Genomic DNA, 14,146 nt, shown 5'->3' on the forward strand with positions numbered 1-14,146 from the left:
CCGTGGAGCGGCGCGGGCAGGGAAAAACGGCCGAAAAGCGGCATGGTTTTCCGGCCCATTTGAGTGCGGCGCGTCGGTCGCGGCGGGTGAAAAACAAGCCTGGTGCAGGGTGGATGACAGCATGCGAGGCACGGGTGCTACAAGGAGATCGGTGTTTGTGTAATTATGCCACAGGTCCGATCTGCGCCAACGCTCCATCGACAGATGTTGCTCCACCGAGAGGGCATCAGCGATCTGGCGAAAGCGAGTCGGATTGTCGGCCGGCCATGCGATGCTGCTGTACATTGATACCCGTCAGGAGAGTGAACGATGAACAAAGAAAAAGACCCGTTACGTACTGCCGCCCTGTTCTACCATCGCCATCCCAAGCCGGGCAAGGTATCGATACAGCCGACCAAGCAACTGGCCAACCAGTACGACCTGTCGATGGCCTACTCTCCGGGGGTGGCTGCGGCCTGCGAAGAGATTGCCGCTCTGCCGGGTGAGGCGAGCACGCTGACCTCGCGTGCCAACCTGGTCGGTGTCATCACCAATGGCACCGCGGTACTTGGCCTCGGAGCGATCGGTCCGCTGGCTGCCAAACCGGTGATGGAAGGCAAGGCAGTGTTGTTCAAGAAGTTCGCCAATATCGACGCTTTTGACCTGGAAATCGAGGAGCGCGATCCTGATCGTCTGGTGGAAATCATCTCCTCACTGGAGCCGACTTTTGGTGGCATCAACCTCGAAGATATCAAGGCACCGGAGTGCTTCCATGTCGAGAAGAAACTGCGCGCAAGGATGAAGATTCCGGTTTTTCACGACGATCAGCACGGCACGGCGATCGTCGTTGGCGCGGCCATTCTCAATGGCTTGTTCCTGCAGGGCAAGGAACTGCATCAGGTCAAGCTGGTCACCTCGGGGGCCGGCGCCGCCGCGCTCGCCTGCCTCGACCTGCTGGTGATGCTGGGCATTCCGGTCGAGAACATCTGGGTAACCGACATCCAGGGCCTGATCTATGAGGGCCGCGTCGAAGACATGGACGAAATCAAGGGGCGTTACGCAAAGCGGACCGATGCCCGTACATTGGCCGACGTCATCGAGGGCGCCGACGTCTTCCTCGGGCTGTCGGCCGGTGGAGTCCTCAAGCAGGAGATGGTGGCGAGAATGGCGCCTGCACCCCTGATCATGGCATTGGCGAATCCCAATCCGGAAATCCGGCCCGAAGACGTGCAGGCGATCCGCAACGACGCGATCATTGCCACCGGCCGTTCGGACTATCCGAACCAGGTCAATAACGTACTGTGCTTTCCCTTCATTTTTCGCGGTGCACTCGATGTCGGCGCGACCACCATTACCGAAGCGATGAAGCTGGCCGCAGTCAAGGCGATCTCGGAACTTGCCCGCGTCGAGCAATCGGAGGTCGCGGTCAAGGCGTATGGCGAAAAGCATTCCAACTTCGGACCAGAGTATCTGATTCCGAATCCTTTCGATCCGCGCCTGATTGGCAAGATTGCGCCGGCGGTTGCCGAGGCAGCCATGGCCTCCGGGGTGGCGAGCAGGCCCATCAAGGATCTCGAGGCCTATCGGGAAAGTCTGAACGAATTCGTTTATCACTTCGGCCTGATCATGAAGCCGGTCTTCTCGCAGGCCAAGCAAGCTCCCAGACGCATCGTTTTTGCGGAAGGGGAGGATGATCGAGTGCTGCGTGCGGTGCAGGTGATCGTTGACGAGGGGATCGCGAGGCCGATTCTGATCGGTGACTTAAAAGACATCACTCGTAAGCTTGTGGCGCTGAACCTGCGCGTGTCTCCCGGGGTTGACTTCGACGTCGTCTATGCCGACAACAACGAATTTTTCGACGAGCACTTCGAAACTTACTGGCGGGAATACCGGCGTTTGATGGAGCGAAAAGGCGTTTCGGCCGAATTTGCCCGGCGCGAGGTACGGCGTCGTGCCTCGCTGTTCGGCGCGATGATGGTGCGCATGGGTGACGCCGACGGCCTCATTTGCGGCACTTTTGGTCGCCATGACGTGCATCGCGAGTATGTGGAAAATGTCATCGGCCTGGCGCCGGGAGTTCGCAACCTCTACGCGATGAGTCTCCTGGTATTGCCGGATCGCACGCTGTTCATCGCCGATACCTACATCAGCTACGATCCGTCGGCAGAGCAGTTGGTGGATATGACACTCCTGGCTGCCGACGAGGTTCGCCGTTTCGGCGTGACCCCGCGTGTTGCACTGTTGTCGCATTCGTCTTTCGGTTCAGCGAACACGCCAACTGCACTGAAGATGCGCGCCGCCCTTCAGCTATTGAAGGAACGCGCGCCGCGCCTTGAGCTTGAGGGCGAAATGCACGGTGATGCGGCGCTTGACGAGCACATCCGGCAGCGGGTATTCCCCAGCGATGCGCGTCTCAAGGGGGCAGCCAACTTGCTGATCATGCCGACGCTCGATGCGGCCAATATTTCATTCAACCTGCTGAAGATTGCGTCCGGCGACAACCTGACGATTGGACCGATCCTGCTCGGGGCCGCACACCCGGTGCATATCCTGACTTCGACGGCGACGGTTCGACGGATTGTCAACATGACCGCACTGACGGTGGTCGACAAGCTGATGAATGAGCGCTGAGTCCCTATCCTATTTTGCGCGCAGCAGTGCCCCTACTTAAGATCCGATGGTAAACGGCAAGACTGCTCTGGTTCTTGGTGGCGGGGGAGCGCGGGCCGCGTATCAGGTGGGTGTTCTGCTGGCCATTCGTGAATTGCTTGGCGACCCGACGACCAATCCGTTCCCGATTCTTTGCGGCACCTCTGCCGGTGCTGTCAACGCGGCTACCCTGGCGTGTTATGCCAACAACTTCAGCGCTGCCGTCGAAGCGCTGGCGGATGTCTGGCGCAACATGCACGCCGGACAGATCTATCGGTCTGATCTGCTTGGCATGGGGATGGCCGGGGTCCGCTGGCTGAGTGCCCTGCTGTTCGGCTGGGTGATTCAGCGCAGTCCGCGTTCGTTGCTGGATAACCAGCCGCTGCGCAAGCTTCTCGAACAGCGCTTGAATTTCGGCAATATCGATCGCTGCATCTCCAGTGGCGCACTTTACGCTGTCAGCATTACTGCATCGGGGTACATGACGGGTCATGGCGTCAGTTTCTTTCAGGGGCATCCGGAGGTGGAGAGGTGGCGGCGCACGCATCGCGTTGGCTGTCGCGCACATCTGTCGGTTGATCATCTGATGGCATCGAGTGCGCTCCCCTTCATCTTTCCTGCGGTGTACCTCAATCGCGAGTATTTTGGCGATGGGTCGATGCGCCAAATGGCCCCGATCTCGCCCGCGATCCATCTCGGCGCAGAGAAGATCCTGATCATCGGCGTCGCGCAAATAAACGATACAACGGGGCGGCAGAGTTCACAGAGCTATCCGACGCTGGCGCAGATTGCCGGGCATGTGCTGTCATCGATCTTTCTGGATAGTCTGGCCGTTGACGTGGAGCGGATGGAGCGAATCAACCAGACACTCTTGAAAATCCCGGAGGATTTGCTGGCCAGCGGCAATATTGCTCTGCGGTCGGTGCAGTCCCTGATCATCACTCCGTCCGAGCGTATTGATTACCTTGCCGCACGCCATGCCAGTGCGCTACCCCTGACAGTGAGAACGCTGCTGCGCGGCCTGGGGGCCATGAATCGGCGCGGCGGGGCTTTGACCAGCTACCTTCTGTTCGAACAACCCTACACCCAGGCATTGATCGACCTCGGCTACAAGGACACGATGGCGCGTCGTGGAGAAGTCAAAGCTTTTCTTGAATGCTGAATACGCTTGATGTAATTTATCATATCATTTGGCTATCCCTTTCTTTTTCATGAGCTATAGTGACCAGACGGTGGTCTGTTGTAGAATGGTCGAAAAATCGAATCATGCGGGAGGTTTGCAATGCGGATGACATTGAGAACAGCATTACTGCTCGGCGCCATGGTGGGAACGGCGACGCTGACGATGGAAGACGCCCATGCGCTGGAGAAGGGCAAAGGCAAGACTGAGTTGCAGAAGAACAAGCCTTTTCCGGTCATCCAGAAGGGCAAAGGGGAAGCGGTCGCCCAGAAAGGCAAGGTCGAGCCGGTGGCCCGGACGAGTTCTTCCCGTTCCTCGGCGAGCAGGGGCAAGGTCGAGCCAATCGCCGGCAAGGATAAGGCGTTGCCGCCAACCCGGCACGGGATGGCGGCACCTTTGGCTCGTCAGGACAAGTCAGGGGTTCGGGTAGCCGAGTCCGCAAGCGTCGCGCGGATCGGCAAGTACGCCTCGCCAGAGGCGAGTGGTGGATTGACACATACGTTTCAGAAAAAGAATCTGACCAAAGTTCTCGCCGGTCATGTTGATCTCTGGCAGGATCCGGGACGTTTGGCCGTCCAGTCGGGGTCTGCACTGGTGATCGCCCAGGACGGTGGTGAGCCGCTGTACGAAAAGAACGCCAACGCCATTGTACCGGTCGCATCGATCACCAAACTGATGACGGCGATGGTCGTACTTGACAGCATGCCCAATCTTCAGTCGCCGATCACGATCAGCGATGAGGATGTCGACTACCTGCGCGGTAGCCGTTCACGCCTCGGAGTAGGCACCGTGATCACGCGTGAAACGGCCCTGCTGCTGGCGCTGATGTCTTCCGAGAACCGCGCAGCCAATGCCCTCGGACGCCATTACCCAGGCGGCTTGCCGGCTTTCGTCGCGGCGATGAATCGCAAGGCGGCGTCGCTCGGGATGAGCAGTTCGCATTTTGAGGATCCCACCGGTCTCAATAGCAACAACGTCTCCACGGCACACGACCTGGCACGAATGGTTGCGGCGGCACATCACTATCCCTTGATTCGCGAGTTCTCGACAACCCCGGGGGTGCGTACCGAAGTCAAGGGCCGCGAGCTTGACTTTCACAACACCAATCAGTTGGTCAGTAGTCCCACCTGGGAGATCGGATTGTCGAAAACTGGCTACATTCAGGAAGCCGGCAAGTGTCTGGTCATGCAGGCGCGTGTTGCGGACAAACCAGTCGTGATCGTGCTGCTTGACTCGGCCGGCAAGCAGACACGCATTGGCGACGCCAATCGCATCAAGCGCTGGATGGAAAGTGCATCAGTGACGGGTAAGCTGCCGACACGCGTTTGACCAGGTTTTTCGAATGACAAGCCACGGTATGCCGTGGCTTTTTTTTTACCGGTTTCCAGGAGTTATAGCTCTTATGAGTATAAACAAATAAGCATTCAGGCTTTGTGGTTCTAAAACCCTTGGCTATAGTGGCAATACTTTCGGTATTCTGGAGTCGGGTATGTTACGAGTGATTCACCAGTTGTTCCTGGTCTTGACGTTAACTTTTTCTGTCACCTTGGCTTTTGCCGAAGGGAGCAGCCTGCTCAACGTCTCGTACGACGTTGCCCGGGATTTTTATAAAGACTACAACCCGATGTTCCAGAAACACTGGAAAGCGCTTTCCGGTGAGTCGATCGAGTTGAAGCAGTCGCATGCGGGATCGAGCAAGCAGGTGCGGGCTGTCGCCGACGGTCTGGAGGCCGACGTGGTGACCATGAATCAGGCGTCCGATGTCGACTTTCTCGCCGAGAAAGGGCTGGTGGCCAGGGACTACGCGAAGAAATTTCCGAACAACGCGTCGCCCTACACGTCGACGATGGTGTTCATCGTTCGCAAGGGTAACCCGAAAGGCTTGAGGGACTGGAGTGATCTCGTCAAACCGGGAGTCCAGGTGATCCTGCCGCATCCCAAGAACACCGGCAATGGCCGTTACACCTATCTTGCCGCGTGGGGCTACGCACTCGGTCAGGCCGGTGCCAACGACCGGACAGCGCAGGATTTCGTTGGCCGGCTGCTGAAGAACGTCCCCTTGTTCGCCGCCGGTGGTCGCGACGCGACCACCACTTTCATGCAGCGAAAGATTGGTGATGTGCTGATTTCCTTCGAGAGTGAGGCCGAACTGATTGCCCGTGAGTTCGGCAAGGGCGAGTTTGAAGTGGTGTACCCTTCGTTGTCGATCCTCACCGAATTTCCCGTTGCCATCATTGACAAGGTGGTCGACAAGAAAGGTACGCGCAAGGCGGCACAGGCCTATCTGGATTTCCTGTGGTCGCCGGTGGGCCAGGAAAACGCCGCTCAGAACTATTTGCGGCCGCGCAACCAGGAGATACTGAAAAAATATGTGGCGCAGTTTCCCCCGATCAAGACTTTCAGTGTCGACGAAGTTTTCGGCGGCTGGGCCAAGGCCTATCCGACGCACTTCAGGGATGGCGGGACTTTCGACCAGATCTATCAGCAGAAGTAGGTGCACTGCCGTGGCTGCCTGGTCATCGTCCTGTTTGACACCGGCTTCCCGCCGACGGATCCTGCCCGGTTTCGGTCTGTCGCTGGCTTGTACCCTGGCTTACCTGTCGTTGCTGATCCTGCTTCCGCTTTCCGGTCTGGCGTTCCGGGCCAGTGACCTCGGTCCGGTCGAGCTCTGGGCGATCGCTACTGGCGAACGAGCACTGGCTTCGTATCGCGTGACCTTCGGTGCCTCTTTGCTGGCTGCGACGATCAACGCCTTCTTTGGTCTGATCGTCGCCTGGATTCTTGTGCGCTACTCGTTTCCAGGCAAGCGTGCCATTGATGCCTTGGTCGATCTGCCCTTTGCATTGCCGACGGCGGTGGCAGGAATTACCCTGGCCACCCTTTATGCGGACAATGGCTGGATTGGCCGACACCTTGAGCCGCTAGGCGTCAAGGTGGCGTTCACGCCGTTTGGCATCGTCGTTGCCCTGACTTTTATCGGTCTGCCCTTTGTCGTTCGCACGCTACAACCGGTGATCGAGGATATCGAGTCGGAGGTCGAGGAGGCTGCCGCATCACTGGGTGCTTCGCGCTGGCAGACCTTCATCCGTGTCCTCTTTCCGGCGATTTTCCCTGCGCTACTCACCGGTTTCACGCTGGCCTTTTCACGTTCGGTCGGAGAATACGGGTCGGTCATTTTCATTGCCGGCAACATGCCCCTGATCTCGGAAATCACGCCCTTGCTGATCATCTCCAAGCTCGAACAGTATGATGTCGTTGGTGCGACCGCTTTGGCGATGGTCATGCTGATCATTTCCTTTGTGATGCTGCTCGCCGTAAACGCCTTGCAGTGGTGGGCGGCAAATCGGCACAGCGGGTGTTCGCCAAGCCTGGGAGCGCACCAGTGAACGGGCGCTTGCGGCGGGTGAACGCCGAGCCGCGCTGGTTGCGTGCTCTGCTGCTGGGTGTCGGGCTCGGATTCCTCTTCTTCTTTCTCGCCTTGCCTTTGCTGGCGGTTTTTGTAGAGGCTTTTGCCGCAGGTTGGACAGCATACGCCGGCGCCTTGAACGACCCCGAAACCCGTTCTGCGATTGGCTTGACACTCCTTGTCGCGCTCTTCGTACTGCCGTTCAACGTCGTTTTTGGTGTCGCTGCGGCATGGGCGATCGCCAAGTTCGATTTCAGGGGCAAGAGCTTGCTGATTACCTTGATCGATCTGCCGTTTGCCGTATCGCCGGTGGTCGTGGGCCTGGTCTTTCTGCTGATCTTCGGCGCCCAGGGGCTTTTCGGGCCATGGCTGGCGGCACATGACATCAAGGTGGTGTTTGCGTTGCCAGGGATCATCATTGTCACCCTGTTCATTACCTCGCCGTTTGTCGCCCGCGAGTTGATCCCGCTGATGCAGGCGCAAGGGAAGGAAGAAGAGGAGGCTGCCCTTTCGCTCGGTGCCAGTGCCTGGCAGATGTTCCGCCGCGTGACGCTGCCAAATATCAAGTGGGGTCTGCTTTACGGCGTGATCCTTGCCAACGCTCGGGCGATGGGCGAGTTCGGTGCGGTATCGGTGGTTTCCGGGCATATTCGCGGTGAGACCAATACCCTGCCGTTACATGTGGAAATTCTGTACAACGAGTACAACGCGGTGGGCGCTTTCGCGTCGGCATCGGTGCTGGCCTTGCTGGCGCTGGTGACATTGCTTGCCAAGACGGTTGTCGAATGGCGAATGCGCCGCGAAAACAGCATGCTGCTGGCGGACTTGCCGGCAGAAGAGAGCTGAGACAGGAGTGCTCGCAACTTGCTCCCGACTTTTCCGTGTCGCTTGCACGCGGACCCCTGCAAGAACCTTTTCTGAACTGTTCCGATGAGCATCGAAATACGTGGGATTGGCAAACGCTTCGGCAACTTTGTGGCACTGGAAGACATCAGCCTGCACATTCCGACGGGCGAACTGGTTGCCTTGCTCGGTCCGTCAGGCTGCGGCAAGACCACACTGTTGCGCATCATTGCCGGCATGGAAACCGCCGACGTTGGGCAGGTGCTGTTCGCTGGCGAGGAAGCGGCACATGTGCATGCACGCGATCGCAAGGTCGGCTTTGTGTTCCAGCACTACGCCTTGTTCCGACACATGTCGGTGTTCGAAAACGTCGCTTTCGGTCTGCGCGTCAAAGCGAGAAAAGTGCGTCCGGCAGAGGCCGAGATCCGTAGCCGGGTCACGGCATTACTCAAGCTCGTGCAGCTCGACTGGCTGGCCGATCGCTATCCCTCGCAGCTTTCAGGCGGTCAGCGTCAGCGTATCGCCCTAGCACGTGCGCTTGCCGTTGAACCGAGGGTGCTGCTACTTGATGAACCTTTCGGTGCGCTGGATACCCGGGTGCGCAAGGAACTGCGGCGTTGGCTGCGGCGCTTGCACGATGAAATGCAGATTTCCAGCGTCTTCGTGACACACGATCAGGAAGAAGCGCTGGAGGTTGCTGATCGCGTGGTGGTGATGAACCAGGGGAGGATCGAGCAGATCGGCTCTCCCGACGAGGTGTATTCGAGTCCGGCAACACCTTTCGTCTATCAGTTCCTTGGCAATGTCAACGTTTTTCACAGTCGTGTCCATGGGGCCTGGGCGGAGGTTGCTGCGGAGCGTCCCGAAGGCGGGCCGGAAAGCGCTGTCACGGCGTTTGTCCGACCGCACGATATCGAGATCGAACACCACCCGCTGACCGGTGGCCTGGAGGCGACGGTACAGGAAGTGCATGCCATCGGGCCATGGGTGCGTGTCGAGCTGGCGCATGCTTCGGAATTGATCGAGGTTGAGTTGACTCGCGAGCGGGCCACGATCTTGGCACTTGCCGAAGGGCAGCTGGTATGGCTCAAACCTCGTCAGCTCCGGGTTTTTGCCGCGCCAGGAAAGACTATGGAAGAGGGTGGTTCTGGAATCTAGTTGAATCAGCCGGAGTGGTTTACCGGCTGTGCGCAGGAGCAAAAGCTCCGCCGACCAACGCTGGCTGGTTCGTCGGAGGTTTTGTCTGGTAGCATGTGCCGTGATGCAGAAAGTTCTTCCCATTAAATTCATGGCCTTGCTACGGCGATCGCTATTGTTCTGCCTGCTGGCAAACGCGTTGCTTGCCGTCGTGGCGCGTGCCCAGACGGCTGAGCCGGTGATGGTCGCGATCGCCTATCCGGCGACCAGTGAAGAGACCATTCCGAGAGCCTCCCTGCGCGCCATCTTTGGCATGCGCTTGCAGAACTGGCCGACCGATACCTTGGTCAGGGTGTTCGTTCTCAGGGATGACGCGCCAGAGCATGCCACCTTCAGCAAGACCGTCCTGCAGGTATTTCCTCAGCAATTGCGAATGGCCTGGGACCGGCAGGTGTTTTCCGGGCAGGGACGATACCCCGAGCAGGTCGCTTCAACGCAGGAAATGCTCTCCAGAGTGGCATCCACTCCGGGAGCGATTGGTTACGTCAAAGCGAGCGAGGTTAATCCGAATGTGCGTGTACTCAAGATTCGCTAGTGCCGCATCTTGCATGGCGCTGATTGGCGTGTGCTTGCTGTGGGCTGCGCCGGTGCGTGCCCTGGACCTGCTGGGCGGAGATTTCCAGTTGCACGGCTTTGCCTCCCTGACGCTGGTGAACACCACGAATAACAATTTCTTTGGGTACAGCGATGACCGGGTGAGCAGGGATTTCACGGAAGTGGGTATGAATGCATCCTGGCGCCTGACCTCCGATGTGCAGTTGGCAGCTGAGCTGCTCTCACATCAGGTAGGCGGCACCGATGATGGGGGGATTCGGGTCGATTACGGCTTGATCGACTGGACGCCGCTGTCGAGAGAGGAGGGACGTGCAGGGATTCGTCTGGGACGGATCAAAACTGCCTACGGTTTGTACAACAAGACCCGCGATGTGCCGTTCACCCGCCCCAGCATCATTCTGCCTCAATCGATCTATTTCGAAAGGACACGCAATCTGACCGTGTCAGCCGACGGAGCCGAGATCTACGCAGAGCGCTATGGCGACGCCGGAAATCTGTTCGCCAGTTTTGGTTACGGCCAGCCTCAGACCGATACGAATGCTGCCAAAGTGGCTCTGGTCGGATTGCATCCGCCCGGCAGTCTGGATTCCAGTCTGGCGCCGGATTTCCAGGTCTTCTTCGAGGGATCCGGAGGGATGTATCGTCTGGGCTTGACCGCCGCTCGTCTTGACTTGCGCTACAAGCCGGGCTTTGGCGACCGACTGCAGGCCGGGAGGTTCAAGCTGACGCCACTGATTCTGTCTGCCCAGTTCAACGCCGAGAGCTGGAGCCTGACCAGCGAATATGCTTTCCGCCGAACTTCGGTCTCGGACTTTGGCCGCTTTTTCTACAATGCTACGGCCGATGGACGAAGCTATTATCTGCAAGGCAGTTATCGCCTGGCACCCCGGTGGGAGGCATTGCTGCGTTACGATGCCTATTACGCCGACCACCATGATCGTGATGGCAAGAGATTTGCGGCCGCCACCGGGATCCCGGGTTTTACACGCTTTGCCAGGGACTGGACGGCAGGACTTCGTTTTGACGTCACCCCCCAGTTTATGTTGCGCGCTGAAGTGCATCGAGTTGATGGTACGGGTTTCCTGGCGGTACAGGACAATCCGGACACGCAGGCCTTGCGTCGCTACTGGGACACCTTCATGCTGCAAGCCTCCTTCCGCTTTTAGTCACCAGTGATGTTGGATCGTCAATCCGCATCGCAAGCGCGCAGCGGTTACAGATTTCTCAGCCTCAGGTGGAAGATCCTGCTGACCCTGGGTGTGGTGATGCTGTCGGTCAATGGGGCGCTGTCCTGGCTCCATTTTCACGATTTGGCGACGCGTTTCGAAGTGCAGCGTGCGGAGGCCCGCAAGCGCCTCGTTCTGCAGGCCTTTGCCTTGCGTGATGATTTCGGGCAACGCCTGCAGGGCCTCGCGGGTGTTCTGGCTGCGCTTGATTCTGTCGGAATGAGCCTGTTCCAGACGCCGTACGGACATGAGTTGCTGCGAAATCACTTCGATAGCTACTGGGCAGCCCTGCAACTCGGCCTGGGTATCGACTCGTTGCAGGTGTATGCCAAGACCGGTCTGCTGCTGGCCAGCTGGCCCAGTGATATGCTGGCCGATCCGGATCATGATGCAGAGGTGCGTGTCGTCATCAAGAGTGAGCGAGCCATGCACTGGACGCGCTGCCGGCAAGTATGTACCGAGTTTGCGGCAGCACCGATTCTATCGGCTGGTCGTGTTGCCGGAGTGGTGGTCCTTGGCAGCTCACCGGCCGAGGTGATCAACTCCTTTCCCAGTGTGTCTGGTGGTGCTGATCTCGGCGTCCTGATCCCGACGCCGCCTCTGGTCGGGGGTGCCGTGGACGAGGCCTTCCTGCCACAGCTGGGCTTGCGGGTGATCGAGTTGAGCAGCAAGGGAAAAGATCGGGCCTTGCTCCATCAATTGACGTCGATTCCCCCGATTCTTTCCCCCCGTGGCCATGCGCATGTCTCGCTGCCTTACAACGGCAAGCAATTCGAGTTGTCATTTCTGGCGCTGGATGCTCCAAGGGGCGGGCCATTGCCGGCGATGATGGTGGTCATCGATGATCTGACCGAAGCCTTGGCCGACATTCGCCAATCGGTCCTGAGCCGCTTGCAGGGCGAGTTGCTGGCCTCGTTGCTGTCGCTGCTGTTGCTGTCGCTGCTGGTACACGCCCCCCTGCAGCGCATGACCAGGGCCGTGCTGGCAATACCCCTGCTCGGCCGCCGGGCCTTTATCGAGGTACGCGCGCGCATTGCGCCACGTGCTCGGCGTTTGCTCGATGACGAAATCGACAACCTGGATGAGGCTGCGATCGCCTTGTCGTATCGGCTGGAGACCTTGGAGACCGAAGTGGCAGCGCATTCTGCCGCGACCCAGAGAATGTTGCAGCGGATATCGGTCGAACGCGATTTCAACAAGAGCCTCCTCGACACCGCACAAGTCATCATTCTGACGCAGTCCGCAGACGGTCGAATCCGCACACTGAATCGATATGGGCGCTTGTTGTTCGGCTGCGAGGAGGAAAAACTGCCTGGCAAGCGCTTCTTCGAGTTGCTCGGTCCGGCTGGATCATCACCGGCGTTACCTGTTCAGCAGGCCTTGCGCGACATTGCCGCGGGAATCCGTCGGCACGTGCAGATGGAGTCGATTCTGTTGGGTACGAGCGGTCAGTCCTATGAAATCACTTGGAGCCATTCTCGCCTGTCTGGCCATTCGGGTGATGCGATGATGATTCTTTCGGTCGGGGTGGACCATACCGAACGCAAACGCGCCGAGTCGCACGTCAGTTATCTGGCTGAACACGATCCGCTGACCGGTCTGATCAATCGACAGCATTTTCAGAACGAGCTCGATCAAACGCTGATCAGCGCGCGTCGTTCGGGGCACGATGGTGCCTTGCTGTATCTCGACCTCGACGAGTTCAGATACGTGAACGACGTCAGTGGCCATCAGGCAGGAGATGCCCTGTTGCGCATCGTCGCCGACCAGGTCAGCAACGTGGCACGCGCCAGCGATCTGCTGGGAAGGCTGGGCGGCGACGAACTGGGCCTCCTGTTGCATGAATGCGATCAGGACGGAGCCATTCAGGTGGCCGAGAAGATCAACAAGCGCCTTGCCGAAATCAAGTTCCCGGAACTGGGAGCAAACCATCGGATTTCCGCCAGCATCGGGATTGTGGTTTTTTCCGAGGCGAAAATGGACGTCAAGGAGCTTCTGGCCAATGCCGACATCGCCATGTATCAGGCGAAGGCCAAGGGCGGGGGAGGTTGGCACCTCTATTCCGAGGGTGAGGGTGAACAGGAGAAGATACAGGAGCGCTTGCATTGGAAGGAGATGATCAACCGTTCCCTGGTGGATGGGGGATTTGTCGTCCATTACCAGCCGATTCAAGATATCCGTGCGCGGCAGGTCAGTCATTACGAGGCGCTGGTGCGCATGCGGGATACCGACGGGTCGCTGATTCTGCCTGGAGCGTTCATGGAGGTCGCCGAAAACAGTGGCTTGATACGCGAGATCGATCGTCACGTGATCGATCAGGTCTTTGGCAAAATGTTGTCCTTGTTTGCCGTCGGGAGAAACTATAAGTTCTCGATCAACCTGTCGGGCGTCAGCATCAACGATGCCAGACTGTTGTCCTTCATTCGCGACGAACTTGCCCGCAACCCGATGCTGTCCAGTCATGTCGTCTTTGAAATCACCGAAACGGCTGCCGTGTCGGATTTTTCCGCTGCCCGCGCGTTCATGCAAGCTGTGCGTGAACTCGGTTGTTCGTTTTCGCTCGACGATTTTGGCGTCGGATTTTCATCATTCAATTATATTAAACAGTTGCCTGTTGATTACGTGAAGATCGACGGATCGTTTGTACGCACGCTGGTCGACAGTCCAGACGATCAGGTCTTTGTTCGGGCGCTGACTGAGGTGGCGCGAGGATTTGGCAAGAAGACTGTCGCCGAGTTCGTTGAAGACGAACGCGCGTTGAACATGTTGCGCAGTTTTGGTGTGGACTACGCACAAGGGTATTTCATCGGCAAGCCGGCGCAGGATGTGCTCTGAATGCGTATGGCGCGCGCGGGGACATGTGCTGTCAATGATATAATCCTGGTCCGATCTGCCTTTCTCTGCCTACCATCCGCCAAGAATGCCGCTGTTTACGCTTGGTATCAACCACCACACGGCCCCTCTGTCGGTCCGTGAGCAGGTGGCCTTTCACGCGGAAAGGGTGCACCAGGCGTTGACCGACCTGACGCGCGGAAAATCGGTTCAAGAGGCAGCAATTCTTTCCACCTGCAACCGTACCGAAGTTTACTTCGCTACCGATGTGCCAGAGGC

The 14,146-nt window shown here is 58.4% G+C and carries 10 protein-coding genes and 1 pseudogene; all 11 read left to right on the top strand.

The window, feature by feature from the left end; genetic code table 11:
* The first annotated feature begins 309 nt into the window (after positions 1-309).
* Positions 310-2,610 carry an NADP-dependent malic enzyme gene (locus tag CAPSK01_RS20465; protein ID WP_034931271.1) on the top strand — a complete coding sequence of 767 codons (2,301 nt, stop codon included), beginning with the start codon at positions 310-312 and terminating at the stop codon, positions 2,608-2,610.
* Positions 2,611-2,656: 46 nt separating this feature from the next.
* Positions 2,657-3,790, top strand: coding sequence for a patatin-like phospholipase family protein (locus CAPSK01_RS20470; RefSeq protein ID WP_034931275.1), 1,134 nt, complete (start codon positions 2,657-2,659; stop codon positions 3,788-3,790).
* A gap of 120 nt (positions 3,791-3,910) precedes the next feature.
* Positions 3,911-5,137, top strand: coding sequence for a D-alanyl-D-alanine endopeptidase (pbpG, locus tag CAPSK01_RS20475; RefSeq protein WP_034931277.1), 1,227 nt, complete (start codon positions 3,911-3,913; stop codon positions 5,135-5,137).
* A gap of 160 nt (positions 5,138-5,297) precedes the next feature.
* Positions 5,298-6,302, top strand: a complete 1,005-nt coding sequence (locus CAPSK01_RS20480) for a sulfate ABC transporter substrate-binding protein (RefSeq protein WP_034931279.1) — start codon at positions 5,298-5,300, stop codon at positions 6,300-6,302.
* A gap of 34 nt (positions 6,303-6,336) precedes the next feature.
* Positions 6,337-7,194, top strand: coding sequence for a sulfate ABC transporter permease subunit CysT (gene cysT, locus CAPSK01_RS20485; protein ID WP_034931648.1), 858 nt, complete (start codon positions 6,337-6,339; stop codon positions 7,192-7,194).
* A complete protein-coding gene (gene cysW / locus CAPSK01_RS20490) occupies positions 7,191-8,060 on the top strand; it encodes a sulfate ABC transporter permease subunit CysW (RefSeq protein WP_034931284.1) in 870 nt (289 codons plus the stop codon). The genes cysT and cysW overlap by 4 nt, the downstream gene beginning before the upstream one ends.
* Before the next feature lie 84 nt (positions 8,061-8,144).
* Positions 8,145-9,215: a sulfate ABC transporter ATP-binding protein gene (locus CAPSK01_RS20495; protein ID WP_034931288.1), complete on the top strand. Its 1,071-nt coding sequence runs from the start codon at positions 8,145-8,147 to the stop codon at positions 9,213-9,215.
* 103 nt (positions 9,216-9,318) lie between these two features.
* Complete coding sequence (locus CAPSK01_RS20500) at positions 9,319-9,789, top strand: hypothetical protein (RefSeq protein ID WP_034931292.1); 471 nt, start codon at positions 9,319-9,321, stop codon at positions 9,787-9,789.
* A 13-nt stretch (positions 9,790-9,802) separates the two neighbouring features.
* Positions 9,803-10,975, top strand: a complete 1,173-nt coding sequence (locus CAPSK01_RS20505; protein WP_273704203.1) for a hypothetical protein — start codon at positions 9,803-9,805, stop codon at positions 10,973-10,975.
* 9 nt (positions 10,976-10,984) lie between these two features.
* Positions 10,985-13,870, top strand: coding sequence for an EAL domain-containing protein (locus tag CAPSK01_RS20510; protein ID WP_273704204.1), 2,886 nt, complete (start codon positions 10,985-10,987; stop codon positions 13,868-13,870).
* Positions 13,871-13,955: 85 nt separating this feature from the next.
* Positions 13,956-14,146: pseudogene (locus CAPSK01_RS20515) on the top strand (glutamyl-tRNA reductase); the annotation flags it as partial.

The sequence above is a fragment of the Candidatus Accumulibacter vicinus genome (genome assembly GCF_000584955.1).
Classification (GTDB): domain Bacteria; phylum Pseudomonadota; class Gammaproteobacteria; order Burkholderiales; family Rhodocyclaceae; genus Accumulibacter; species Accumulibacter vicinus.

Coding starts and splice junctions, on each gene's coding strand:
- CAPSK01_RS20465 (WP_034931271.1), top strand. CDS start 310: ATGAACAAAGAAAAAGACCCGTTACGTACTGCCGCCCTGTTCTACCAT.
- CAPSK01_RS20470 (WP_034931275.1), top strand. CDS start 2,657: ATGGTAAACGGCAAGACTGCTCTGGTTCTTGGTGGCGGGGGAGCGCGG.
- pbpG (WP_034931277.1), top strand. CDS start 3,911: ATGCGGATGACATTGAGAACAGCATTACTGCTCGGCGCCATGGTGGGA.
- CAPSK01_RS20480 (WP_034931279.1), top strand. CDS start 5,298: ATGTTACGAGTGATTCACCAGTTGTTCCTGGTCTTGACGTTAACTTTT.
- CAPSK01_RS20495 (WP_034931288.1), top strand. CDS start 8,145: ATGAGCATCGAAATACGTGGGATTGGCAAACGCTTCGGCAACTTTGTG.
- CAPSK01_RS20500 (WP_034931292.1), top strand. CDS start 9,319: ATGCAGAAAGTTCTTCCCATTAAATTCATGGCCTTGCTACGGCGATCG.
- CAPSK01_RS20505 (WP_273704203.1), top strand. CDS start 9,803: ATGGCGCTGATTGGCGTGTGCTTGCTGTGGGCTGCGCCGGTGCGTGCC.
- CAPSK01_RS20510 (WP_273704204.1), top strand. CDS start 10,985: ATGTTGGATCGTCAATCCGCATCGCAAGCGCGCAGCGGTTACAGATTT.